17 protein-coding genes are annotated in these 24,136 nt (G+C 42.1%); 10 read left to right on the forward strand and 7 right to left on the reverse strand.

What is annotated here, in order from left to right; genetic code table 11:
- Positions 1 to 22: 22 nt before the first annotated feature.
- The 4 genes from ompC to pncB form a co-directional block, all read right to left on the reverse strand.
- Positions 23 to 1,177: a porin OmpC gene (gene ompC, locus AAC155_RS15605; RefSeq protein ID WP_271859138.1), complete on the reverse strand. Its 1,155-nt coding sequence runs from the start codon at positions 1,175 to 1,177 to the stop codon at positions 23 to 25.
- A gap of 505 nt (positions 1,178 to 1,682) precedes the next feature.
- A complete protein-coding gene (locus AAC155_RS15610; RefSeq protein WP_113043230.1) occupies positions 1,683 to 2,828 on the reverse strand; it encodes a porin in 1,146 nt (381 codons plus the stop codon).
- Between the two features lie 337 nt (positions 2,829 to 3,165).
- On the reverse strand, positions 3,166 to 4,566 hold the full coding sequence (gene asnS / locus AAC155_RS15615) for an asparagine--tRNA ligase (protein ID WP_113043231.1): 1,401 nt from the start codon (positions 4,564 to 4,566) through the stop codon (positions 3,166 to 3,168).
- A 204-nt stretch (positions 4,567 to 4,770) separates the two neighbouring features.
- Positions 4,771 to 5,985, reverse strand: coding sequence for a nicotinate phosphoribosyltransferase (gene pncB, locus AAC155_RS15620; RefSeq protein WP_113043232.1), 1,215 nt, complete (start codon positions 5,983 to 5,985; stop codon positions 4,771 to 4,773).
- A 346-nt stretch (positions 5,986 to 6,331) separates the two neighbouring features.
- Here pncB and pepN point away from each other — a divergent pair, with 346 nt between their 5' ends.
- The 5 genes from pepN to AAC155_RS15645 all read left to right on the forward strand — a co-directional run bounded on the left by pepN (position 6,332) and on the right by AAC155_RS15645 (position 11,668).
- The gene (gene pepN, locus AAC155_RS15625; RefSeq protein WP_113043233.1) at positions 6,332 to 8,944 is read left to right on the forward strand and encodes an aminopeptidase N; all 2,613 of its coding nucleotides are present in this window, start codon (positions 6,332 to 6,334) and stop codon (positions 8,942 to 8,944) included.
- A 214-nt stretch (positions 8,945 to 9,158) separates the two neighbouring features.
- Positions 9,159 to 9,428: a DUF1640 domain-containing protein gene (locus tag AAC155_RS15630; RefSeq protein WP_046396460.1), complete on the forward strand. Its 270-nt coding sequence runs from the start codon at positions 9,159 to 9,161 to the stop codon at positions 9,426 to 9,428.
- Positions 9,429 to 9,795: 367 nt separating this feature from the next.
- Entirely contained in the window at positions 9,796 to 10,806 is a 1,011-nt protein-coding gene (gene pyrD / locus AAC155_RS15635; RefSeq protein ID WP_113043234.1) for a quinone-dependent dihydroorotate dehydrogenase, read from the forward strand.
- A 204-nt stretch (positions 10,807 to 11,010) separates the two neighbouring features.
- Entirely contained in the window at positions 11,011 to 11,133 is a 123-nt protein-coding gene (locus AAC155_RS15640) for a hypothetical protein (protein WP_262405170.1), read from the forward strand.
- Complete coding sequence (locus AAC155_RS15645) at positions 11,123 to 11,668, forward strand: cell division protein ZapC (RefSeq protein WP_113043235.1); 546 nt, start codon at positions 11,123 to 11,125, stop codon at positions 11,666 to 11,668. The genes AAC155_RS15640 and AAC155_RS15645 overlap by 11 nt, the downstream gene beginning before the upstream one ends.
- Positions 11,669 to 12,140: 472 nt before the next feature.
- Here the strand turns inward: AAC155_RS15645 and AAC155_RS15650 are convergent, their stop codons facing one another.
- The 3 genes from AAC155_RS15650 to AAC155_RS15660 all read right to left on the reverse strand — a co-directional run bounded on the left by AAC155_RS15650 (position 12,141) and on the right by AAC155_RS15660 (position 16,352).
- Entirely contained in the window at positions 12,141 to 13,436 is a 1,296-nt protein-coding gene (locus AAC155_RS15650) for a glycosyltransferase (protein ID WP_113043236.1), read from the reverse strand.
- A 226-nt stretch (positions 13,437 to 13,662) separates the two neighbouring features.
- Positions 13,663 to 14,961, reverse strand: a complete 1,299-nt coding sequence (locus tag AAC155_RS15655; protein WP_113043237.1) for a glycosyltransferase — start codon at positions 14,959 to 14,961, stop codon at positions 13,663 to 13,665.
- Positions 14,962 to 15,236: 275 nt separating this feature from the next.
- Positions 15,237 to 16,352 carry a YcbX family protein gene (locus AAC155_RS15660; RefSeq protein WP_113043238.1) on the reverse strand — a complete coding sequence of 372 codons (1,116 nt, stop codon included), beginning with the start codon at positions 16,350 to 16,352 and terminating at the stop codon, positions 15,237 to 15,239.
- 101 nt (positions 16,353 to 16,453) lie between these two features.
- On the opposite strand from AAC155_RS15660, the gene rlmKL reads away from it, so the two are divergent.
- The 5 genes from rlmKL (at position 16,454) to pqiC (ending at position 24,054) form a co-directional block, all read left to right on the forward strand.
- Positions 16,454 to 18,571, forward strand: coding sequence for a bifunctional 23S rRNA (guanine(2069)-N(7))-methyltransferase RlmK/23S rRNA (guanine(2445)-N(2))-methyltransferase RlmL (gene rlmKL, locus AAC155_RS15665; RefSeq protein ID WP_113043239.1), 2,118 nt, complete (start codon positions 16,454 to 16,456; stop codon positions 18,569 to 18,571).
- Positions 18,572 to 18,576: 5 nt separating this feature from the next.
- Positions 18,577 to 20,493 (forward strand): ABC transporter ATP-binding protein, encoded by a 1,917-nt coding sequence (locus AAC155_RS15670; protein ID WP_113043240.1) that lies wholly within the window; start codon positions 18,577 to 18,579, stop codon positions 20,491 to 20,493.
- Positions 20,494 to 20,576: 83 nt separating this feature from the next.
- Positions 20,577 to 21,824 carry a membrane integrity-associated transporter subunit PqiA gene (pqiA, locus tag AAC155_RS15675; protein ID WP_113043241.1) on the forward strand — a complete coding sequence of 416 codons (1,248 nt, stop codon included), beginning with the start codon at positions 20,577 to 20,579 and terminating at the stop codon, positions 21,822 to 21,824.
- 20 nt (positions 21,825 to 21,844) lie between these two features.
- Entirely contained in the window at positions 21,845 to 23,494 is a 1,650-nt protein-coding gene (gene pqiB, locus AAC155_RS15680) for an intermembrane transport protein PqiB (RefSeq protein ID WP_113043242.1), read from the forward strand.
- Positions 23,491 to 24,054 (forward strand): membrane integrity-associated transporter subunit PqiC, encoded by a 564-nt coding sequence (pqiC, locus tag AAC155_RS15685; protein ID WP_191214914.1) that lies wholly within the window; start codon positions 23,491 to 23,493, stop codon positions 24,052 to 24,054. The genes pqiB and pqiC overlap by 4 nt, the downstream gene beginning before the upstream one ends.
- Positions 24,055 to 24,136 lie beyond the last annotated feature (82 nt).

The raw sequence follows: 24,136 nt of genomic DNA on the forward strand, positions 1-24,136 counted from the left end.
AAATCTAATTTACCAACGGTAATTAGAATTGGTAAACCATACCTACGCCAACAACGTTATTAGTGTTGATACCACTCTCTCTGGTGAATTCATTGCTATCCAGCAGGTTGATTTTGTAATCAATATAGGTAGTCAAGTTTTTGTTGAAGTAGTAGAAAGTACCGACCGAGATATATTTTACGAGATCGCGGCTGTTGGATTCTTTCCCGTCATGATCGAGGTCACCAAGCAGATTTTTACCTTTGGACTGAACGTATGCCAGAGATGGACGTAAACCGAAATCGAACTGATATTGAGCAGTCAATTCGATGTTCTGGGTTTTGTTAGCGATATTTTCCATATTATCTTCACCAACTTTTCCACCGAAGCGGGTCATGTTACGGGTTTCACCGTACATGGCAGCCAGGTAGATGTTGTTGGCATCGTATTTGGCACCAATGTTCCATGACTCAGCGCGATCACCCAAGGCAGTAGAACCTTTATTGGTATCAATATCATAGGCAGTTTTTTGCGCAGAAGTACGGGCAGAGTTAGAGTATGCACCACCGACGCTAATACCATAACCTACGTCATAGGTTGCAGCGAAACCGTAACCATCACCGTTGTCTTTACGGTTGATACGGCTATTAGCCGTGTTTTCACTATTTTCACCCTGATATTGCAGGGCAAAATTCAGGCCATCAACCAGACCGAAGAAATCGGTATTGCGGTAAGTCAACAGACCAGTAGAACGGCCGGTCATGAAGTTATCAGTCTGCGCCATTGAGTCGCCACCAAATACTGGCAACACATCGGTCCAAGCGTTGACATCATAAACCACACCGTAGTTACGGCCGTAGTTCAGTGAACCGTAGTCAGAGAGTTTCAAACCAGCGAAAGCTAAACGCGTTTTGGTTTCTTCGTCAGTACCTTCTGCGCGGTTACCTTTGATATTGTATTCCCAACGGCCAAAACCGGTCAGTTGGTCATTAACTTGAGTTTCACCTTTGAAACCCAGACGGGCGAAGGAGTTATCGCCATCTTCGCCACTTTTGTTGTTAGCGAATTTGTGCTGGACTTCAACTTTACCGTATAGGTCCAGTTTGTTGCCGTCTTTATTATAAACTTCAGCTGCATTTGCTGCCCCAGCAGCTAACAGAGCTGGGATTACTACTGCAAGAACATTGCGTTTCATCATTATTATTACCCTCATTGGTGTTATTCGGACACCTGCCACTGCCAAAAATAATTCTTTAAAAATCTACGGAACTATTTGTGAGAGTTTAGTGTCGTCTGTTTCGCTGTCAAGTGTTTCATTGGTTGTTATTTTTATCCACTCACAAAATGCTATAAAAAAGAAAATTTAGTAAAAATGTGAAATAAAGTGTTTCAAAATGTAAATGAGAGATTATTTTTTAATCTCTGGTTGGTCCAGTTGATCAAAAAAGTGAAAAATGACTCGAAGTTAGTGGCGGAAGAAAATTACCTGTTGATCTTAATAAAAAGAGTAAAATGTGGTGTTTATTTCATCAATCATATTTCTTATATGTAACTTACTGATATGCTTGTCGATGTGTTGCATATCATTTTTTAACAGATACCTGATAATGATTCTTCTTGGAAGAAGTAGTGCTCACTTTAAGTGAGCACCATACACATGTTAATTGGATTTTCTATTAATCTACCTAATTCATTTCAGATTGTTAGAATTGATATACCAAACCTATACCCACAGCGTTATTCGTATTGACATCGAGATATTTGGTGAAGGGGGTGTCATGGACTAAGTTGATTTTGTAATCAACATAGGCAGACAAATTTTTGTTAAAGTTATAATAAGAGCCAATAGAGAGATATTTTACCCAGTCTTGATGAGTGAAAAAAGTTGTTCCCCTGGATTGAACATATGCCAGAGATGGGCGCAGACCAGAATCCAACTGATATTGGGCAGTTAATTCGATATTACGAGTTTTTGCAGAGACAATATCTTGGTAGCCGAAAGAGGTCATATTGTGAGTTTCGCCATACATGGCAGCCAGATATAGGTTGTTTGCATCATATTTGGCCCCAACGTTCCACGCCTCAGCCCTTTCACCACGAGCGACAGAGGTAACGAGTCTTTCATGTGTAATAGGGCGGTCAGAATTGGAGTAGGCTCCTCCTACGCTGATACCATTACCGATATCATAAGTAACGGAGAGGCCGAAACCGTCACCGTTACTACCACCGTTGGGCTTACTACGACTACCGTATTTACTGTGTGAATTGCGGCTGTTTTTGCTGTCTTCGTCGTTCTTACCTTGGTATTGCAGGGCGAAGTTCAGACCATCAACCAGGCCAAAGAAATCCGTATTGCGATAAGTCAAGACACCGGTAGCACGATTAGTCATGTAGGTGTCAGCTTGCGACATGGAATCAGCGCCGAATACTGGCAGTACATCAGTCCAGGCATTGACGTCATAGAGAACACCGTAATTACGACCATAGTCTAGAGAACCATATTTAGCCAATTTTAGACCCGCGAAACCTAGACGGGTTTGATTACCTTCGGAATCATTTGCCTCAGCTTTGTTGGCCTGAATATTGTATTCCCAACGACCATAACCGGTCAGTTGGTTATTGATTTGGGTTTCACCTCTGAAACCCAGACGAACATAGCTTGCATCACCATCTTCACTATATATAGGATATGTATCTGATTTTTGGGTAATTTTAGCGAATTGATGACGTACATCAACTTTGCCATAAAAATCCAGTTTATTACCGTTTTTGTTATAAATTTCAGCGGCATTTGCTACACCAGCAGTCAACATCACTGGGATGACCACGGAAAAGATACTACCCTTCATTATTGTTACCTTCATTTAATTACTATTGTTAATGACCATCATTGGCGTTATTCGGACATCTGTTACTGACAGAAATAATTCCTTTAAGAAACTCGTTGAAATTATTTATGAAAATATCGTGCTGTCCGAGTCGGGGCACAGTTTTTCATTAGCTGTGGATTTTATCTATCATTTAATTGATACAAAGTGACGATTTTTGTAATAAAGTGAAAATAATATATTGCAAAATGTAAATGAAATAGGATTTTTGATCGTGTCTTGAATTGGAAGCATAAAAAAAGCCAGCTTTTGCTGGCTTTATACATAATGATTTTTTAATGTTTGTTTTACGCAATCATTAGAAGTTTGCGCTTCTTGGTGTGCGTGGGAATGGGATGACATCACGTACATTTGGTACACCAGTCACGTAAGCAACCAGGCGTTCAAAGCCCAGCCCGAACCCGGCGTGAGGTACGGTGCCATAACGACGCAGATCACGGTACCACCAGTAATCTTCTTTATTAAGCCCCATCTCTTCCATACGCTTATCCAGCATATCCAGACGCTCTTCACGCTGTGAGCCACCGATAATTTCGCCAATGCCTGGTGCAAGTACGTCCATTGCCGCGACAGTTTTACCGTCGTCGTTCATTCGCATATAGAAGGCTTTAATATCTTTTGGATAGTTTTTCACGACAACCGGAGCTTGGAAATGTTTCTCTGCCAGATAACGTTCATGTTCCGAAGAAAGGTCAACTCCCCAGAAGACTGGATTTTCAAATTTCTGGCCGCAGTTTTGCAGAATTTCAATGGCACTGGTGTAATCAATCTGAGCAAAGTCAGAATTGATAAATTTTTCCAGGCGGGTGATAACATCTTTATCTACGCGTTCAGCGAAGAATTGCAGATCATCAGCACGCTCTGCCAATGCGGCTTTGAAAACATATTTCAGCATATTTTCAGCTAATGTGGCGGCATCATTGAGGTTAGCGAAGGCGATTTCTGGTTCAAGCATCCAGAATTCTGCCAGATGGCGGCTGGTATTAGAGTTTTCAGCACGAAAAGTCGGGCCGAATGTGTAAACTTTGCTTAATGCACAAGCGTATGCCTCACCGTTCAATTGTCCGGATACGGTCAGAAAAGCTTCGCGGCCGAAAAAATCTTGGTTGAAATCCACTTCACCTTTGTCAGTTAAAGGCAGATTTTGTAGATCCAGCGTAGAAACGCGGAACATTTCGCCAGCACCTTCTGTATCAGCAGCTGTTATCAATGGGGTGGAAACCCAGAAGTAACCATTTTCATGGAAGAAACGGTGTAGCGCTTGAGCAAGGGTATGGCGCATACGAGCAACGGCACCAATCAGGTTGGTACGTGGACGCAGGTGAGCCACTTCGCGCAGGTATTCAATGCTGTGGCGTTTAGCGGCCATGGGATAGGTATCAGGATCTTCAACCATACCGATCACGACGATTTTCGTCGCTTGCAGTTCAAAATTCTGCCCTTGACCAAGGGAAGCAACGACTGTTCCTGTCACTTCGACAGAACAACCGGTAGTTAAATGCAGAACTTCATCCTGATAATTGGGCAAATTATTATTAACGACGGCCTGTAATGGATTAAAGCAGGAACCGTCATAGACGGCGAGGAAAGAGATGCCAGCTTTAGAATCTCTCCTTGTACGTATCCAGCCGCGAACGGTGACTTCACTATCAACCGCAACCCGGCCTTGCAGTACGTCGACTACAGGCGCTACGCTCATAGATTTCTCTCTTCTTTATCAGTTCAAGTTTATGAAAATGAATATCCCCACAAGGGGCAACTTATTCTATGTTACTTGCCCTGTTTCAGGAAACAAGGGGAAATCATCAATTTAAACGGTGAAATAGAGGGGAAAGCGCACTTTTCAGATGTGCTGCTGCCTTATTTGCCAGCAGCACAGTGGTATTTTTTAATGAAACTTGAGTTAACAAGCTTGTTTAACCTGGGGTATATCAAAAGCGGCGCGTAGCCTGTTAACAAACTCGTTATCTTCGCAAATGGTTTTGCCAGGGCTGTCTGAAAGCTTTGCGACTGGTTTGCCATTACACTCGATAAGTTTGATGACGATATTCAGTGGCTTAACCCCTGGGATATTGCAGGTAAGCTGTGTACCGATACCGAAAATCAGGTTTATTCTGTTGTGGAAATGACGATAGAGCGCTAGCGCTTTTTGGAAGTCCAGGCTGTCAGAGAACACGAGGGTCTTCGTCATTGGGTCGATACCCAGTTTTTGGTAGTGAGCGATCGCTTTTTCACCCCATTGAACGGGATCACCCGAATCATGGCGTAAGCCTTGATAATTTTTGGCAAACTGGGCATCAAAGTCCCGCAGAAACGCGTCCATTGTAATGCAGTCAGTCAAGGCAATACCTAATTGGTTAGGATATTCTTTCAGCCAACTCTGTAATGCTTCTCGTTGACTGCTAGCCAGATCCGGGCTGATTTGCTGATGAGCTTGAAACCACTCATGCGCTTGTGTTCCAACAGGAGGGAGTCCAAGCTGTTGTGCAAGTTGGTAATTGCTAGTGCCAATCAGATAAGGGAAATGCTGTTGCAGCTCACTGACGATAGCGTGTTGAACATGGTGTGAGAAACGACGGCGTGTACCGAAATCCATCAGTTTAAAACTGGAGAGATCGATTCCTTTATTTTCAGCATGTTGATAGAACAGTTTGATCAATTTGCGTAGCTGGTTGACTGCATTTTCCACTGCGTTATCGGGTAAGTGATGACGATGAATTAATTCACTGATTAACGCCAGTAATGGGACTTCCCACATAATCACTTCATGCCATAATCCTGAAATATGGATAGCTAATTGACCGCCATTTGTAACAGAAATATTGACTTGCTGTGGATTAAAACGAAAGGTTTTTAACCAGCCCAGATAATCAGCCTTGAAAAAAGGCAGACTGGAAAGGTAATTAAATTCAGCATCGGTTAATGCCAGATCAGCCATCATATTAACTTGATGACGTAATTCTGTGGCATATTCACCTAGCAGTTCATCGCCGCGGCAGCGAAACTCCGCAACAACAGGAATGTGGCTGTAGCGGTGGTACACTGCTTGTTGCATATGAAGTTTATAAGCATCAGTATCAAGCAGTGATTTAATAATTGGGGTAGCGTCTAGTGTCATAGCGCGTTATGCATCCTCACGGAGCGTATTCGTATTAGCTAAATCGATAAAGTTGGAAGAGTATACCGGGATTATTTTGTTATTGAAGTCACATAACGTCATATAGTTCACCAAAATATCGAAGCTAAAAAGGGTCTTTGGTTAAATGCTATCATGTTATTTGATCATTAAGTGATAACAAGCACCAAAGAGTAAACATATTCCTTACATAACATCATACTCGTTCTTAATGAATGTTAAATGCCAGAAGGTGCGTTGTTCACTCTTGAAATTCAACCTCTTTCTATGGCAGCGTAAGGTCTAGTATTGAATTAATTCCATCAGGTATGAAACAAAAAGGTTTCTTATGACACAACAGCGACAAGCTAAGTACCGCCGGGATTATCGCGCTCCCGACTATACGATTTCTGATATTGAACTCGATTTTAATCTTGATGCCGATAACACGGAAATCACTGCAATCAGCCAGATAAAACGTTTGAGTCACGAAATAACGCCATTAGTGTTGGATGGTGAAGATTTGATATTGAAAAGTCTTCATGTGAATGGTCAACCGTGGGCGCATTACCGTGAACAGGAGGGGGCGTTAGTCATTGAGCAGTTGCCGGCTCAGTTCACTTTGAAAATTGTCAATGAGATCCATCCATCGAAAAATACGGCGCTGGAAGGCTTGTATGTTTCTGGTGATGCACTTTGTACTCAGTGTGAAGCAGAAGGGTTTCGCCACATTACTTATTATCTCGATCGGCCTGATGTATTGGCTCGTTTTACAACACGTATCACAGCCGATAAAGCCAAGTATCCGTATCTGCTTTCAAACGGTAACCGGGTTGAGCGGGGAGAAACCGATGATGGACGTCATTGGGTGAAATGGCAAGATCCATTCCCAAAACCATGTTATCTGTTTGCTCTGGTCGCAGGTGATTTTGATGTGTTGCGCGATATTTTTACGACGCGTAGTGGCCGTGAAGTTGCATTGGAGCTGTTTGTTGATCGTGGCAATCTCGATCGGGCTGATTGGGCAATGATCTCCCTGAAAAATGCTATGAAGTGGGATGAAACCCGTTTTGGCCTTGAGTATGACCTCGATATTTATATGATTGTTGCGGTGGATTTCTTTAATATGGGCGCTATGGAGAATAAAGGGCTGAATGTCTTTAACTCCAAATATGTGCTGGCAAAATCTGAAACTGCGACTGATAAAGATTACCTTAATATAGAAGCTGTGATCGGCCACGAATATTTCCATAACTGGACCGGGAATCGCATTACTTGTCGCGATTGGTTCCAACTGAGTTTAAAAGAGGGATTGACGGTATTCCGTGATCAGGAATTTAGCTCTGATCTTGGCTTTCGTTCTGTTAATCGTATTAATAATGTGCGTGTTATGCGTTCGGCACAGTTTGCGGAAGATGCCAGTCCAATGGCCCATCCAATTCGCCCGGATAAAGTGATTGAGATGAATAATTTCTATACCCTGACTGTGTATGAGAAGGGCGCGGAAGTTATTCGTATGATTCATACCCTGCTAGGTGAAGAGCAATTCCAGGCAGGGATGCAGCTTTATATCCATCGTCATGATGGTAGTGCTGCAACATGTGATGATTTTGTTCAGGCAATGGAAGATGCATCAAATGTGGATTTGTCACTTTTCCGTCGCTGGTATAGCCAGTCTGGTACACCAGTATTAACAGTCCGCGATGAATATAATACAGAAAAGCAGCAATATAAGTTGCATGTCAGCCAGATGACACCCACTACCGCCGATCAAAAAGAGAAGCAGCCTCTGCATATTCCCCTGGATATTGAGCTTTATGACAGCAAGGGTCATGTGATTCCGTTACGTTATGATGGTCAACCGGTTCACAATGTATTGAATGTGACTAATGCAGAACAGACGTTTGTATTTGATGATGTGCCATCACTGCCGGTTCCCTCTTTATTGCGGGAATTCTCAGCACCAGTGAAACTGGATTACACATTCAGTGATCAGCAATTGGCATTCTTGATGAAACATGCTCGCAATGCGTTTTCACGTTGGGATGCGGCTCAGTCGTTGATGGCAAACTATATCAAATTGAATATTATCCGTTACCAGCAGAAGCAGCCGATCGAACTGCCAATGCATGTGGTGGATGCTTTCCGCGCGGTGTTATTGGATAAAGAGATTGATCCGGCTCTGGCTGCTCATATTCTGGCTTTACCATCAGAGAGTGAGATAGCAGAACTGTTTACGATTATTGATCCTAAAGCGATTCATGAAGTTTTGGATACCATCACCCGTACTTTGGCTCAGGAAATGGCTGATGAATTTGCGGTGGTTTATAACGCTATCAAGATCGGTGCATATCGCGTCGCTCATCAGGATATTGCTAAGCGCTCTCTGCGTAATATCTGTCTATATTATTTGGCTTTTGGTCATCAAGAGCAGGCTGATAAAGTGGTATCAAATCAATATCATCAATCTGACAATATGACTGATGCACTGGCGGCATTATCTAGCGCGGTGCTGGCAGAGTTGCCTTGCTGTGATCAACTCATGGCGGAATTTGATGGTAGATGGTATCAGGACGGCCTGGTGATGGATAAATGGTTCAGCTTACAGGCAAGTAGCCCGGCGGTAGATGTTTTGGCTAATGTACGCCATCTTCTGAATCATCGTTCATTTAGTATGAGTAACCCAAACCGGGTGCGTGCTCTGATTGGGACATTTGTTAACAATCCGGTTGCATTCCATGCTGAAGATGGCAGTGGTTATCAATTCTTGATGGAAATTTTGACTGATCTTAACAGCCGTAACCCACAGGTTGCTTCCCGTTTAATTGAACCGCTGATTCGTCTGAAACGTTATGATGAAAAACGTCAAAACATGATGCGTAGTGCGTTGGAGCAGTTAAAAGGATTGGAAAATCTGTCTGGTGATCTGTTTGAAAAAATTACCAAGGCATTAGAAAGCTGATAGCTATTTATTTATCGGGCTTATGGTTATTTAGCCCGATATTTTTTCCAATTTATCTTCTGGATAATAAATTTCTTCTTGCAAGCATTGGGTTGGAAGTAAAATGCAGTGGTCAGTATCTTATGGTAAAACTGATATGTGGTTAATTTTTATGTCTCTATGGTATTATCGTTAATTTAAGGGTGGTCAACCAGTAACTTTAGAGGATAAAAGAATGGCTTTACTTACAATGGATACACATACAGCAGTTAAGGCACTCAAAGCGTCTGGTTTTAACGATGAGCAGTCTGAAAAAATCGTTGAAGTTATTACAGAACTGCAAAACATAAGCGTTGTCACCAAAGCAGATCTAACAGTTGCTACTGAGAGCATTAAAACCGATATTGGTACTATAAAAACAGATTTAGATTGGATTAAGAAACTGACATTAGCAGTTGGTATTGCTGTTGTTATTGCGGCATTGAAATACATTTTTATTGGTTGATGCTTGATACTTATAGTATGAAAATTGCTCAAGATATTAAAGAACATCCATTGGTTTGCTCTCCTTTGAGTTGTTCGAGGGAAGCAAAGTATCTTGAGCAAAGACGTCAACGATTGTCGTCACTAGTGTATTCTTGTTATACCAATGCATTTTCCCGACTCTCACGCGCAACATCTGGGAGAGATTTGCTTCTAATTAGCATATTTCTGTAGATTCAGCCCATGTCATTCGGTTACTCTACTTGCCGAAATATTTTTGGGGATTAAAAATGAGTGTTTTTTAGCTCAAAAATCTTCAAATGGTATCTGAGTGTGTATAGAGACATGTGTAGTTTAATGTTTATAAATTAATTAATGGGTTTAGAATTATGTGCTACCCACTAGTCAGGAAAGCGTTGTTCCAGCTTGATCCGGAACGAGCACACGAATTAACCTTCCGCCAGCTCAAGCGTATTACCGGTACTCCTTTCGAGTTTCTGATCCGCCAGTCAGTTGCGACGAAGCCTGTTACTTGTATGGGCCTGTCATTTAAAAATCCCCTCGGTCTGGCCGCGGGCCTTGATAAAGATGGCGATTGTATTGATGCATTTGGTGCAATGGGATTTGGTTTTATTGAAATTGGCACCGTAACCCCACGCGCTCAGGCAGGAAATGATAAGCCGAGATTATTCCGTATCGTTGAAGCAGAAGGGTTAATTAACCGTATGGGCTTCAATAATCTTGGTGTTGATAACCTGGTAGAGAATGTCAAAAAGGCAAAATATGGTGGAGTTATTGGGATCAATATTGGCAAAAATAAAGATACACCAGTAGAGCATGGAAAAGATGATTATTTAATCTGTATGGATAAAGTTTATCCTCACGCTGGTTATATCACAATTAATATCTCTTCGCCCAACACTCCGGGCTTAAGAACACTGCAATATGGCGAAGCGTTGGATGATCTATTATCTGCGATTAAAAATAAACAGGGTGAACTTCAGCAAAAATACCAAAAATATGTCCCTGTTGCGGTGAAAATCGCACCGGATCTTTCTGAAGAAGAGTTGATTCAAATTGCAGATAGTTTAATTCGTCATAATATCGATGGTGCTATTGCCACTAATACAACGTTAGATAAGAGCTTAGTTGAAGGGCTTAACTATTGCCAACAAGCTGGTGGGTTAAGTGGTCGGCCGGTTCAGTTACGTAGTACAGAAGTTATTCGTCAGCTCTCTCAAGAATTAAGAGGTAAAATTCCTGTTATCGGTGTTGGTGGAATAGATTCACTTATCTCTGCCAGAGAAAAAATAGCGGCGGGGGCTTCTTTAATACAGATTTTCTCTGGATTTATCTATTATGGTCCAAAATTAATCAAAGATATCGTCAATCATATCTAGATCTTTCTGTTAATTTATCATTGGGGGTTTATTTTTACCCCCAACTCGTCTATATTCATTCTGATCGCCTAAATTTTATCTGTATCTTCGCATATCTTTTAATTATGGCAGGACTTATTTTACTGAATAGCGGGCAAGTTATTTACAATCTGTTTGGCGATGTAAACTTTCCTGGTATATACCCTATGGATTTCAAGGTGCATCGTGACGACAAGGGAGCGAATCCCCGGGAGCATAGGTAACTATGTGACCGGGGTGAGTGAGTGCAGCCAACAAAGAGGCAACTTGAAAGATAACGGGTATAAAAGGATAATTCATGAATATTAAACCCGATGACCAATGGCGCTGGTATTTTGATGCTGACCATGACCGTGTGATGCTCGATCTGTCTAATGGTATGGTTTTTCGTTCCTGTTTTCCTGCTAAGATGCTGATACCCTATGCAATGGGAGAAACTTCATTTTCTGTAGAAGATGCGACGCTTTATTATTGTTTTGAAGAGCAGACACGCCGAATTAATATTTCAGATGAGTCCAGGGCTGAATTAGTTCTTAATGCGTTAGTGGCGTTCCGCTTTATTAAGCCACAAATGCCAAGAAGCTGGTATTTTTCTCGTTTTGCCATGATAGAGAAGCCGGTACAAGGAGAGCTGATTCAGGTACGGCTCCAGGATTGCGGGACAGATGCTATATTCTTAGTAGTAGAGGTCGGGGATAGTGCGAGCCTTTGTCTGCTAGCTCAATCGCAATTAAAGTTATCCGATCGGGTAATGAATTTTTGTGATCCAATTAAGATTATGAATGATCGATTGATGCCATTTGTGGAACCTATTTATACGCCAATTTATGGCACTGCGATTTGATTTGGGTTTAAGATCCCATTGTTCTGTGATTTCCAAGAGTAAAGACACTTTTTGAAAATAGAGCGACAAGTCAGAAGATAATCACTGTTTTTAATTAAGAAAATTGTTCTTTATCATTTGAGGAAATTTTATCGCATTCACATCTTCCCATCTGATTATGAGTAAGTCACTCTTTTCTTGTGTTCTAAAATCTCCTGTTGGCTATTATCACAGAAATTTGCCTATTATACCCTATGGATTTCAAGATGCATCGCGACGGCAAGGGAGTGAATCCCCGGGAGCATAGATAACTATGTGACCGGGGTGAGCGAGTGCAGCCAACAAAGAGGCAACTTGAAAGATGACGGGTATATATGTAATAGCTACAGCTCACTCATTTGAAGCAGGCATGAAAAATAGATAAGAAGCGCTTTTATAATTTCCTCCCCTCTGGATAACATTAGTTCCGAGATGGGGAGGAGAGATAATGAAGTTAATTAGCACGATTTTCGAAGATTAATTGTTCTGCGTGATGGGATATTGCCGCTAATGCGTCGTGACTGGAGTAATCGTCTTGGACGATTTGTGCGCGTTGTTTAAACAAGTTTGTACGTAGCATATTTTCCACTGTTTGCTTAAGCTGAGATTCAGTAGGTTGTGCTGTATCCAGATTAATACCGCATCCAGCCCATACGACGCGAAACGCTGTTTCCTGTTTGCCTTCTCCTGTATCGGCAATGAGCACTGGTGTACCGTGGTTAAGGGCATAATTAATGGTTCCGTAACCCCCGTTGGATATTAGCAATGAAGCTTTTGGTAGCCAGTGCTCAAATGAGATAAATTCTTCGATACGTGCGTTGTCGGGGATGTTCTCTGGCTGTATTTCTACTGATCTACCACCGGTAGTTGCTAATACACGCACAGGTAATGTAGCCAGTGCACGCAATGTGGGGAAAACTAACTGGTTTAGATCGGTATTAGACATAGTACCTTGAGTGACTATAACCAATGGGCGTGGATCACCTTCTTCCCATAATTGAGGTGATTCTGTTATCGGTGCGGGGTTGGGGAGTGGGCCAATAAAATGGACTGTATTAGGTAATCCTTCTCGTGGGTATTCAAATGCCAGGGTTGAAAGTTGCAAAAAGCGGTCAGAGCCCAAAATGACTTCATCGTTGAAAAATCTAGTTAACGTAGCGCATCCTGACTGCGCTAACGCATCGTTGAAGCTATCCTGTACTTCGGTTATTAGTTGTCGGGTTTCCTCATCTACGAGTTGTTCATGTGTCAATTCTGATGGTAATAATGCGGGTGGGATACGTGGCCCCCAGAAAATTGAATCTTTCGAAGAGTAAGCCAGAGGCGTTATGCCAATTATGATCACGGGAAGGCGATGAGCTTTTTCTTTTTGCAGTAGTGGCAATATGCCATAAAAGCAATTCTCGGCTATCAGTAATTCTGCTTGCTGCTCATGGATGATTTGTTGTAGTTGGCGGTCGAGGAATGGGATTGGGCTACAGAAGAAATCTTTAAACGCTAGTGCCATTTGCAGATTTCCTGGCGGCAGGTGCGCTCGGTCAGGAAAACGTTGCTTTAAGTGGCGGTAATCAAAGTCTATCTGCTCATCAAAAGGGATAAATTGTGCGTTTAAAGCTTCTACTTGTTGGCGAAATAATGCGCCAGTGAAGACAGTTACTTGATGTCCTTGTGTTATCAGTGATTGAGTTACCTTTAACATCGGATAGACATGCCCGGGTGTTGCAACCGCGGCAATGACAATTCGTGCCATAATTTGCTCCTTTGTACTGTTTTGATTTAATTACGCTAGTTAGCTCCTGACTCAGGGGGTGATTATTTTATGACTACTATTATAAATTAATTACAGAAATAATAATTAATTATTACAATAATCACTTTGATTTATTTTTTATGATGTAATGAAATATGCCGATTTCCTCTCCCTGTCGGTCTGTGTTAGCACCAAAACGGAGAGGAAAGAAGAAGGTATCTAGGGTTTAATTAATGTGGTTTTGTTCGAGAATTAATTGTTCTACGTGACGGGATATGGCTGCTAATGCATCATGTTTTGCGTAATCTTTTTGGACAATTTGCGCACGTTGTTTAAACAAGTCTGTACTCAGCATATTTTCCACTGTTTGCTTAAGTTGAGATTCAGTGGGATGTGCTGTATCCAGATTAGTACCGCATCCAGCCCATACAACACGAAACGCTGCTTCCTGCTTGCCTTCTCCTGCATCGGCAATAAGTAATGGTGTTCCGTGGCTGAGAGCATAATTGATGGTTCCGTAGCCCCCGTTGGATATCAGCAATGAAGCTTTCGGCAGCCAGTGCTCAAATGAAATAAATTCTTCGACGCGCACGTTTTCAGGTAGATCTTTACTCAGTGTTTCTACCGATCTGCCACCGGTGGTTGCCAATATACGTACCGGTAATGTAGTCAGTGCACGCAATGTGGGGAGAATCAACTGATTTAAATCGGTATTGGAAATAGTACCCTGAGTAACTATAACTAATGGACGTGGATCATCTTCTTCCCATAATTGAGGTGATGTTGTGGTTGGTGCAGGGTTAGGAAGTGGCCCAATAAAATGGACTGTATCAGGCAATCCTTCTCGTGGATATTCAAATGCCAGAGTTGAGAGTTGCAAAAAGCGATCAGCACCAAAGATGACTTCATCGTTGAAAAGTCTGGTTAATGCAGAGCCTCCTGACTGGACTAATGAATTATTGAAACTATCCTGCACTTCGGCTATGAGTTGTTGGTTGGCTTTATCGACGAGCTGTTCATGTGTCAATTCTGGTGGTAATACCGCAGGTGGGATACGTGGCCCCCAGAAAATTGAATCTTTCGAAGAGTAAGCCAGAGGTGTTATACCAATGACTATCACTGGAAGACGATGGGTTTTTTCTTCTTGCAGCAGGGATAATATGCCATAAAAGCAGTTCTCGGCTATAAGTAGATCTGCTTGTTGTTCACGGATAATTTGCCGTAATTGGCGGTCAAGAACTGGGATTGGGGTGGAGAAGAAATTCTTGAATGCTAGTGCCATTTGTACATTTCCCGGAGGAAGTTGAGCACGGTCGGGAAAATGCTGTTCTAAATGGCGGTAGTCAAAATCTACCTGTTGATCAAAAGGAACAAATTGTGCGCTTAAAGCTTCTACCTGTTGGCGAAATAATGCACCGGTAAACACGGTTACCTGATGTCCTTGTGCTATTAGTGATTGAGCGATCTTTAACATTGGATAGACATGTCCAGGGGTTGCGAGCGCTGCAATGATGATACGTGCCATGACTTACTCCTTTGGTGTTTTGTCTGAGTGACTTAAGTTCCTGATTAGAGTGTAATCATTTTATGACAGTAGTTATAAATTCATTATGGTAATAATTAATTCATTATTGTAATAATAAATTCGTTATAATAATCACCATTGTGATTGATTTATAAAATTTATTGATTTCTTCTCCCTTTTAAGCGGTGTTAGCGCCAAAATGGGAAGGAAGGGGAGAGGAATTGGAGTTCAACGTGCCAACTTATGGCACGTTAGTCTGATTCTAATTTAAAAATCTATTCTTCGCTATTATTAAGAATAAGGTTGCTCTTTGGAACACAACAGCAAACTAAAATATGGCCGTCGTTTTTAATCGCCGTGGCTTTTAAAGGAGAAACCTCACCCTTAATTAAAGAAAGTTTACAGCATCCACATATTCCTGCCCGACATGAATAGGGTACTCTAATTTTTTGTTGTTCCAGTTGTTCTAAAATGATTTGTTGATTATTACCTGTAAAGGTTTTTCCATTATATTCAATAGTGACAGATTGCTCATTTATTTTTGGTAAATCAATATCTTCGACTTTTTCACTACTGCCATATTTACGCGGATCTTTTTTAGCTAATATAGTGACATTATCTCCGATTCTAATAATACCACTTGAACGGGCAATGAGATTCTGACCAAAATCGACATCACCATTTTCTGCTGTACGGAATGATTGCAATGTCGCTAATGGCTCTCCGTTAGGATTTTTAATGCCTTTATCAATGCTGACGGTGGTCAGAATACAGCGACTACACGGTTTGGGTAAATCAAAAATAACATCGCCAATCTGAATTGATTGCCAACTGTCTTCTGCAAATGCTTCTGCACCGGTAATAACAATATTTGGACGAAATTGTTCTAATTTAATACTGGCCGGGCAACGTTGTTGTAATAAATGAAATGAGGCTTCATTAATAAGAAGAAATGGATAACCATCCGCAAATGATAATGGAATTTCGGGGTGTTTTTTTACTCTGCGGGTTAATTCATGGCTTAACCAGCGTAATTGCACCGGAATGTCAAAGAAACTACTTAGCCATCGGTTAACGGTTTCTGGTGCAATGAGAGCCGTAAAATGGTTGCCCCATACTTCCGTAGGTTGCTGTTCAGGTAGGAAATCACTGTAAAGTACGGTGGCATTTTCTCCATTGGGCGCACGCAGATAAATACCGTTATTTAACATAGCCGGAGTAAATAACAACATCTGAGGATATTTACGGGCGGTAATAAAAGTCCCGTCTGTCATTGTGATCATAAAATTGCGATCAAATATAAGGCCGCTTTCACTGACTAATGCATGGGAAAGTTGTAAACCACGCATAGACTTTACCGGGTGGGTATACAGGCGAGACAGAGTGATCATCTGTTAATCTCCATGAAACATTTTTTACATGCGCAACTTTATGACATGTCACTTAGATTAGCTATAATGCGTAACAATTTTCTTTCTTGGTGATATGTAACATGAACTCTCTGTTTGCCAGCACGGCGCGTGGATTAGAAGAATTATTGAAGAACGAACTGGAAATGCTGGGTGCGCAATCATGCAAAATTGTGCAAGGCGGAGTTCATTTTCAAGGTGATGGCAAAGTGATGTATAAAAGTCTGATGTGGAGCAGGCTGGCATCACGTATTTTGCTACCGCTAAACGAATTTAATGTTTATAGCGATTTAGATCTCTATCTTGGCGTTCAGTCTATTGATTGGAGCCAGATTTTTTCTGTAGAAAGTACTTTCTCTGTGCATTTCAGTGGCACAAATGAAGAGATACGGAATACTCAATATGGCGCACTCAAAGTTAAAGACGCCATTGTCGATAGCTTTACTCGTAAGTTGGATCAACGCCCCAATGTGGCAAAGCAACAGCCGGATGTTTGCATTAATGTTTTTTTGAATAAAGAGAAAGCCAGTGTTGCATTGGATTTGAGTGGTGATGGTTTGCATATCCGAGGTTATCGCGATCTTGCTGGTCAAGCCCCACTGAAAGAAAATCTGGCTGCTGCGATTATTCTACGTTCAGGCTGGCAGATTGGTACTCCGATGGTCGATCCTATGTGTGGTTCTGGCACATTATTGATTGAAGCCGCAATGATGGCGGCTGATCGTGCTCCTGGGCTTCATCGTAACCACTGGGGCTTTATTGCTTGGTTGCAACATGATGAAGAAATTTGGCGTGAGGTGACCACAGAAGCGCAGATCCGCTTTCGTAAAGGTCTTCAGGAGACAGCTTCCCGTTTTGTTGGTTCTGATATTGATCGCAGAGTGCTGGATATGGCTCGGTCAAATGCTCGTAGAGCCGGGGTTGCGCAGTTGATAACGTTCCAGCAAGGTGATGCCAGTCGTCTGGAAAATCCGTTGCCAGAAGGCCCTGCTGGAACAGTATTAAGTAATCCACCTTATGGTGAGCGTTTGGAAAGTGAGCCGGCATTGATTGCACTACACAGTTTGTTTGGGCGGATAATGAAAAGCCGTTTCCCTAGCTGGCGTCTGTCTCTATTTAGTGCGTCACCTGAATTGCTGAGCTGCTTGCAATTACGGGCTGAACGTGAGTTTAAAGCTAAAAATGGTCCACTGGATTGCGTACAGAAAAATTATCAGTTGTCAGATAAACCGCACTCATCAGAGGTGAATGTGGCGGAAGATTATGCCAACCGCCTGCGCAAAAATGAAAAGAAATTAACTCACTGGGCAAAACAGCAAGGGATTAATTGTTATCGTCTGTATGATGCTGATTTGCCAGAATACAATGTGGCTGTTGACCGTTATGCGGATAAAGTAGTGATTCAGGAATATGCTCCGCCAAAAAGTGTTGATGCTAATAAAGCGCGTCAGCGTTTATTTGATGCTATCAGTGCAACGATGCAAATTCTTGGACTCTCATCAAATCAATTAGTACTTAAAACTCGTCAGCGTCAGAAAGGCAAAAGCCAGTATGAAAAAATGGCAGAAAAACAGGAATTCTTTCTGGTAAATGAGTATGACGCAAAATTCTGGGTCAATTTAACTGACTATTTGGACACTGGCTTGTTCCTTGATCATCGTATTGCACGAAAAATGCTAGGTGAAATGAGTGAAGGAAAAGATTTTCTGAATCTGTTTGCCTATACCGGAGCAGCGACGGTACATGCTGGATTAGGAGGCGCGCGTTCAACAACGACGGTTGATATGTCTCGCACTTATCTTGAATGGGCTGAACGGAACTTACAGGCTAATGAATTAACCGGGCGTCAGCATCGGTTGATTCAGGCAGATTGTCTCGCTTGGTTGGCACGGGCCAATGAACAGTTTGATTTGATTTTTATTGATCCGCCGACTTTTTCTAATTCTAAACGGATGGAAGATACATTTGATGTACAACGCGACCATATCATGTTGATGAGACAGCTTAAGCGCTTGTTGCGTCGTGGAGGAACGCTGATGTTCTCTAATAATAAACGTGGTTTTAAAATGGATTTTGCTGAGTTGGAAAAAGCTGGCTTGGTGGCAGAAGAAATCACCAGTAAAACCCAGTCGCAGGATTTTGCCCGCAATCGTCAGATTCACAACTGCTGGCTATTACGTCATGCTGGTGAGGAAAAATAATTACTATGTCATTGATAAATGTATCTGGTGCGTGGTTGTCGTTCAGTGATGCACCATTACTTGATAATGCAGAATTGCATATAGAAGAAAATGAAAGAGTTTGTCTGGTTGGCCGTAACGGTGCTGGAAAATCTACTTTGTTACGGGTATTAGCAAAAGAGCAGCCGTTGGATGATGGTCAGGTTATTTACGAACAGGATCTGGTTGTCGCCCGCTTACAACAAGATCCCCCCCGTAATATAGAAGGGACGGTTTTTGATTTTGTTGCCGAAGGCGTTCAGGAGCAGGCCGAATATATTAAATCTTTTCATCTGGTCTCCCGTTTGGTGGAGCAGGACCCAAATGAGAAAAATCTTAACCGCCTGGCAGAATTGCAGGAGGTGCTGGATATTCGTGGGTTATGGTCACTGGATAGCCGCATTAATGACGTATTGAAACAGCTCTCTTTACCTGCGGAAGCGAAGCTCTCTTCTCTTTCAGGTGGTTGGTTGCGTAAGGCCGCATTGGGAAGGGCGTTGGTTAGTTTGCCAAAAGTCTTGCTTCTTGATGAACCAACTAACCACTTGGATATTGATACGATTGAATGGCTAGAGAATTTCCTGAAAGATTTTCAGGGTAGTCTTGTTTTCATTTCTCATGACCGTTCATTTATTCGCAATATGGCAACCCGTATCGTCGATTTGGATCGGGGTAAGCTCGTATCGTGGCCGGGTAATTACGATAAGTTTCTTGAAGGCAAAGAAGACGCGTTGCGTGTGGAAGAGATGCAAAATGCTGAATTTGATCGTAAGTTGGCTCAGGAAGAAGTGTGGATACGTCAGGGGATTAAAGCGCGTCGTACTCGTAATGAAGGGCGTGTCAGGGCATTGAAGGCATTACGTATTGAGCGTTCACAACGCCGTGAAGTAATGGGAACCGCTAAAATGCAGATGGGAGAAGCGAGTCGTTCCGGCAAAATTGTCTTTGAGTTGGAAAATGTTAACTATCAAATTGGTGAAAGGAAACTGGTCAATAATTTCAGTGTGCAAATTCAGCGTGGGGATAAGATTGCACTGGTAGGACCAAATGGTTGTGGCAAAACAACTTTACTGAAACTGATGTTAGGTGAGCTGCAATCTGAGAGTGGCCGTGTTCATTGTGGTACTAAACTAGAAATTGCTTATTTTGATCAGCATCGGATAGCACTTGATCCGGAAAGAACCGTAATGGATAACCTGGCTGGAGGTAAACAGGAAGTGATGGTGAATGGTCGTCCTCGTCATGTTCTGGGTTATTTGCAGGATTTTCTGTTTCATCCCAAACGAGCAATGACACCGGTTAAAGCGCTTTCTGGTGGTGAAAGGAACCGATTGTTACTAGCGCGTCTATTCCTGAAACCCAGTAATCTGTTGGTACTTGATGAGCCAACCAACGATCTGGATGTAGAAACATTAGAGTTGCTGGAGGAGCTGGTAGACAATTATACAGGTACTGTATTGCTGGTGAGTCATGATCGTCAATTTGTTGATAACTCCGTGACAGAATGTTGGATTTTTGAAGGTAATGGTGCGATCAATAATTATGTTGGTGGTTATTACGATGCTCAGCAACAGCGCGAACAGGTTGTATCGTTGCGCCAGCAAAATAAGAAAAAACTTCAAACGGAAGTTAAAGTAGAAAAGATTAAGGAACCGCCAAAAAATTCTCGTAACAAAATGAGTTACCATTTATTACGAGAGTTAGAGCAATTACCATCATTGTTGGAGAAACTGGAAGAAGAGCTTGATCAGTTACAATCTCAAGTGAGTGATCCTGAATTTTTTAATCAGCCTCATGTAATAACCCAAAAAATATTGACTGAACTGTCTCAAAAAGAGCAAGCATTAGAAGCGGCTTTTGATCGCTGGCAGGAATTGGAAACATTGAAAACAGTTAATAGTTAACATAATTAGCAGAATCATACTGCGAAATTGTTCTGAGTATGATTCTGTGGATATTCCCGATTTCCTTAACAGGGAGAAAGATCTTGTGTTCCGGTAACCATCATCATGAAATGGTATTGTGCCCTCAATGTGATTTGCTGGTGACATTGCCAGAATGGGTTCAGGGAACGAAGGCAGTTTGTCCTCGTTGTAAGACGACATTAGTCACATGGTGGAAAGAACCTAAACATCAGCCAACAGGTTATGCAGTCAGTGCATTATTTATGCTGTTAATGGCTTGCCTGTTTCCATTTGTCAGCATGAGTGTGGCGGGAATTGGCAGTGAAATTACCTTATCTCAAATCCCTCAGGTGATGTTTAATGAAAATTACGTCAGTGTGGGAACATTCTTTTTGCTCTGTGTTCAACTGGTGCCTGCGTTTTGTATGGTAGCGGTTATTCTCTTGTGCCAGGGTGTTGTTACTTCTCAGAAGATAAAAGTCTGGTTGGCCAGGGTCTTATTCCAGATGAAAAGCTGGTGTATGGTTGAAATCTTTCTGGCAGGGGTGTTAGTCAGCTTCGTTAAGTTAATGGCTTATGGTGATATTGGGTTAGGTTTAAGTTTTTTGCCATATTGTCTGTTCTGTCTTCTCCAGGTGAGAGCATTTCAATGTCTGGATCGCCACTGGTTATGGAATCAGATAACCCTCGCACCTAGGGTGAATATACCGTTACAGGCAGGAAGATCGGGGTTAGTGCAGGGTGTTCGATTATGCCAGTGTTGTACGGCTATTTTACCGGCAGACCAATTGGTATGTACACGTTGTTATACTCGTGGGCATGCCCGTCGTCGCAACAGTCTACAATGGACAATGGCACTGATAGTGACAGCTTTAATGCTGTATATTCCTGCTAATATTATGCCAATGATGGTGACAGAATCGTTAGGTAATCGGAGTAACTCCACTATTATGGCTGGAGTGATATTACTATGGAGTGTAGGTTCATACCCGGTCGCTTTAGTCATTTTTATTGCTAGTATTATGGTGCCATCCTTGAAAATGCTGGCAATTAGCTGGTTGTGTTGGGATGCCAAAGGTCACGGTAAACGGGATTCCACCCGAATGCATTTTATTTATGAAGTTGTCGAATTTGTTGGCCGTTGGTCAATGATTGATGTATTTGTTATCGCAATATTGTCATCACTGGTACGTATGGGGAAATTGATGAGTGTCTACCCTGCTATGGGGGCAGTTATTTTTACTTTAGTTGTGATCCTGACTATGTTTGCGGCAATGACATTTGATCCGCGTTTAATTTGGGATAGGGCCAACGTTAAACATTCGTTATAAGGCAATGAAGGGGTGTCAAGGTGACGGATAAAGTTGAAGACCAGAGTCAGGCTAAAATCGATAAAATTAAAAGTTGGTCGCCAGTCTGGATTGTACCGATTGTGACAGTGCTTATAGGTGCTTGGATATTGTTTTACCATTTCAACCACCAAGGGCCGGAAGTGACGTTGATTACCTTCAACGCGGAGGGCATTGAAGCTGGAAAAACTAAAATTAAAAGCCGTAGTGTGGATGTCGGCGTGGTTGAGAGGGTCATGCTGAGTGATGATCTTAGTCAAGTTATTATTAAGGCTCGGCTGAATGATGGCATGGAAAATCTATTGCGTAGTGACAGCGCTTTCTGGGTAGTGAAACCGCAGATTGGCCGTGATGGAATATCTGGTCTTGGTACTCTTCTGTCCGGGGCTTTTATTGAGCTTCAACCGGGAACGAATGGTGATGAAGAAGATGAATTTAATTTGTTGGACTCACCACCATTGGCTTCACCTGATGCAAAAGGTATTCGTGTCATCTTGGTCAGTGATAAAGCGGGTCAGCTCAATCCGGGTGATCCGGTGTTGTTTCGTGGTTATCGGGTTGGTTCTGTTGAAACCAGCGAGTTTGAATCGAAATCTCATCTGATGAGATATCAGCTATTTATTAATGCACCTTATGATGGTTTGTTGACAACCAATGTCCGCTTTTGGAAAGAGAGTGGTATTACCTTTGATATGTCTTCTCAGGGGGTACGTGTTGAAATGGCTTCGTTATCAACGCTGTTTGGTGGTGGTGTCAGTTTTGATGTGCCTAAGGGTTGGGAATTGGGTGAGCCAATTAAAGAAAAAGCCACTTACAAACTTTTTGACAACCAAAGAAGCATTCAGGATTCTTTATATACCGAACATAAAGATTATCTGTTGCTCTTCTCTGATTCTGTTCGAGGGCTACAGCCGGGTGCGCCAGTAGAGTTCCGTGGTATCCGTATGGGGACTGTGGCAAAAGTACCATTCTATTCAGAGGGAATGAGACAGCGGTTAGATAACGATTTTCGTATCCCAGTACTTATCTCCATTGAACCGGAGCGCTTTGAGAAGGAGCTGGGAGAAGGGTTTGATGTTGAGAAAGAGCTGAATAGCATAACTAAACGTGGTCTGCGGGCGTCCCTCAAGTCAGGTAACTTGCTGACAGGGGCACTGTTTATTGATTTGGATTTCTATCCAAATGAAAAAGGGTGGGCCGGCCCGTATGAAATTGCAGGTTATCCGCTATTGCCGACAATCAGTGGTGGCCTTGCTCAAATTCAACATAAGGTTATTGCAGCGTTAGACAAAATTAATAATATGCCGGTTGAGCCAATGTTTAATCAGGCTATTCGCACTTTGGAAGAGAGCCAGAAAGCGATCAGAAAAGCACAACAGACCCTTGATGAATTGAATAAGGTGCTGGCGAATCCTGAAACCAAAGATCTGCCAAAAGATATACAGAAAACATTGCAGGAGTTTAGCCGCAGTATGCAAGGTTTCCAGCCTGGTTCACCGGCTTATAACAAGATGTTGGATAATATGCAGCGATTAGATCAAGTGTTGAGTGAACTGCGACCTGTTCTGAGGACGTTGAATAATAAGAGCAATGCGTTAGTTTTTGAGTCTAAGCCAATTGAAGATCCAGAACCGAAAAAGGCTAAAAAATGATGAGAAGATTGGCATTAATTTTAGTGATTTTTATTTCTGCTTGTAGCCGTCAGCCAGAAAAAACTTACTATCAATTGCCGGTAGTAGCAATAGCATCACAAAAGAGTGCTATTGTGCAGCATGATCGCCAATTATGGGTACAACGGGTTATGTTGTCCGATTATCTGTCCTCCTCCGGTGTGGTGTATCAAAGTAGTGATGTTAGTTATGTCAGTGCGGCGAATCACTTGTGGGCAAGTCCACTTGAACAACAGTTACAGCAAGTGCTGGTAGCTGAGTTAACTATGGCATTGCCTCAGCGTTTAGTTTCTGCTCAACCATTGGTTAATAAGCCAGATACACTAGACGTGACAGTCACCAGTTTTCATGGTCGTTATGATGGTAAGGTGATTTTGCAAGGTTACTGGACATTAACGCATCAGGAGAATGTCGTTAAACAGCCCTTTAATCTGGTGCTAAAACAGCAAGAAGATGGTTACGATGATTTAGTCCGCACATTGGCAAAAGGATGGAGTCAGTTGGCGCAAGCTATTGCCAGTCAATTAATTTCCCAACCGTAACCCTCTGTCATTCTCCGAGTGTAAAACTTTTGCACTCGGAGAAAATTGGTATTATCAATAGGATAAAAATTTCTCTTTATTA

It is taken from the genome of Photorhabdus sp. HUG-39, from assembly GCF_963878365.1.
Taxonomy (GTDB): Bacteria; Pseudomonadota; Gammaproteobacteria; order Enterobacterales; family Enterobacteriaceae; genus Photorhabdus; species Photorhabdus kayaii.